2 protein-coding genes and 1 pseudogene are annotated in these 2,206 nt (G+C 71.5%); 2 read left to right on the plus strand and 1 reads right to left on the minus strand.

What is annotated here, in order from left to right:
• Nucleotides 1-1,129: D-alanyl-D-alanine carboxypeptidase family protein (locus tag GH736_RS21555; RefSeq protein WP_159606953.1), on the plus strand; the 1,129-nt coding region annotated here is incomplete at its 5' end.
• Here GH736_RS21555 and GH736_RS21560 read toward each other — a convergent pair.
• Entirely contained in the window at nt 1,111-1,896 is a 786-nt protein-coding gene (locus tag GH736_RS21560; RefSeq protein WP_159606955.1) for an SGNH/GDSL hydrolase family protein, read from the minus strand. The genes GH736_RS21555 and GH736_RS21560 overlap by 19 nt on opposite strands.
• Before the next feature lie 63 nt (nt 1,897-1,959).
• On the opposite strand from GH736_RS21560, the pseudogene GH736_RS21565 reads away from it, so the two are divergent.
• A pseudogene (locus GH736_RS21565) lies at nt 1,960-2,206 on the plus strand (hypothetical protein); the annotation flags it as partial.

The raw sequence follows: 2,206 nt of genomic DNA on the forward strand, positions 1-2,206 counted from the left end.
GCCGCAGGTGACCGATCCCGCGCCGGTCGCCGCCGCGCCCCAGCCGCTCGCACTGCCCGGGTTCGGCACCTACGCGGTCGGCGCGGTCGGCTTCGACGGACTGCTCGCCGCCGGCTCCGAACAGCAGCCCATGCCGATGGCGAGCATCGCCAAGGTCATCACGGCGCTCGTGGTGCTCGACGCGCATCCGGTCGCCGCTGGGGAGGGCGGCCCCGACATCGCCTACACCGAGGACGACGTCGACATCTACTGGGACCAGGTCGCGCAGAACTCCTCGGTCGCCCCGGTCGTCGCGGGGTCGACGCTGACCCTTCGCGAGAGCCTCGAGGCGATGCTGCTGCCGTCGGGCGGCAACTACTCGATCTCGATCGCCAACTGGGCGTTCGGCTCGGTCGACGGCTACCTGAGCGCGGCCCGCACCTGGCTCGACGCGCACGGGCTCGTGAACACGCGCCTCGTCGACACGAGCGGGCTCTCGCTCGATGACGTGAGCACGGCCGCCGAGATCGTCGAGCTCGGCAAGCTCGCCCTCGCCGACCCGACCGTCGCCGAGATCGTCGCCCTGCCCTCCGTGGACGTGCCCGAGATCGGCAAGCTGAAGAACTCCAACAAGCTCCTCGGCTCCCACGGGGTCGACGGCATCAAGACCGGCACGACGGATGACGCGGCGAACCTGCTGTTCTCAGCGGACTACCCCGTCGGCTCCACGAGCGTGACGGTCGTGGGCGTGCTGCTCGGCGGTGAGACGCACGCCGTGCTCAACGAGGCGATCGCCGCGCTGCTCGACTCCGTCGCGCCCGGCTTCCACGAGGTGTCGCCGCTCCAGGCGAACGAGGTGCTGGCCGAGTACGACACGCCGTGGGGCGACACGGCGCGCGCCCGCACGACCGACGGCGCCACCGTCGTCGTCTGGAACGACACGCCCGTCGACGTGGAGGTGCGCGCCGACCCGCTCACGCTGGCGAGCCGGGGCGACGAGGTCGGCACGGCCGTGGTGCACGCCGGCTCGCAGGAGATCAGCGTGCCCCTCGTGCTCGACGCCTCCCTCGAGGACCCGGGCGCCTGGTGGCGGCTCTCCAACCCGGGCGCGCTCGACGCGCCCGAGCCAGCTCAGTCGGGCAGCGAGTAGGGACCGGCATCCGGTCGCTTCGCCGAGATGAAGTCGCCCGACGACTGGTGGCGGATGCGGCGGAGCACCCACGGCACGAGGTACGCGCGCGCCCAAGACAGGTCGTCGACCCTCGCCTGGCGCCACGTGCTCGCCGGCAGCGGCTCGGGCTTCATCGGCTCCAGCTCGTTGTCGACGTTGAGTGCGGCGAGCACCATGCGCGCGACCGTGTGGTGGCCGAGCGAGTTGAGGTGCAGGCGGTCGGGCGCCCACATGCGCTGGTCCTGGATCTCGGTCAGCGCCCACTGGTCGGCGACGATGCAGTCGTAGCGCTTCGCGATGGTGCGCAGGTTCTCGTTGTAGATCGCCACCTTGCCCCGGATGCCGCGGAAGACGGGGGAGAAGCCCACGTCGACGCCCGTGAAGATGACGACGGTGGCGCGGTCGCGTGAGAGCCGCTCGATCGCGTACTCGAAGCGCGCGGCGATCTCGTCGGGGTCGGTGCGGGGCCGGATGACGTCGTTGCCGCCCGCGGAGATCGTGATGAGGTCGGGCCGCAGCGCGAGGGCCGGCTCGAGCTGCTCGTCGATGATCTGCTGGATCAGCTTGCCGCGCACCGCGAGGTTCGCGTATGCGAAGTCGTCGGCGCCCTGCGACAGCACCTCGGCGACGCGATCCGCCCAGCCGCGGTGGCCGCCGGGCACATCGGGCTCGGGGTCGCCGATGCCCTCGGTGAAGGAGTCGCCGAGGGCGACGTAGCGCGACCAGGGATGCTGCTGGGTGACCATCCCCCCATTGTGCCAAGTCGCCGGGTTCGAGGATGTCGGGCGGCTCCGCTACCCTCGGATCCAGTGAGCACAGCGACCCCTTCCGGCCATCAGCCGGGCACCTCGGCCGCCGAGCATCTCCCGCCGTCGTTTCCCGAGCGGGCCGCCTGGGGCACCGCCAGCAAGCTCCGGGCGTGGCAGGCCGACGCCCTCGAGCAGTACCTCGCCGACCTGCCGCGCGATTTCCTCGCCGCGGCGCGCTCTCGTACCGCATCGAACTCCTCGACATCAACCACGGCCACCGTCGACGACCGCTCCACCACGTACGACA

It is taken from the genome of Agromyces humi (genome assembly GCF_009720255.1).
GTDB lineage: Bacteria > Actinomycetota > Actinomycetes > Actinomycetales > Microbacteriaceae > Agromyces > Agromyces humi.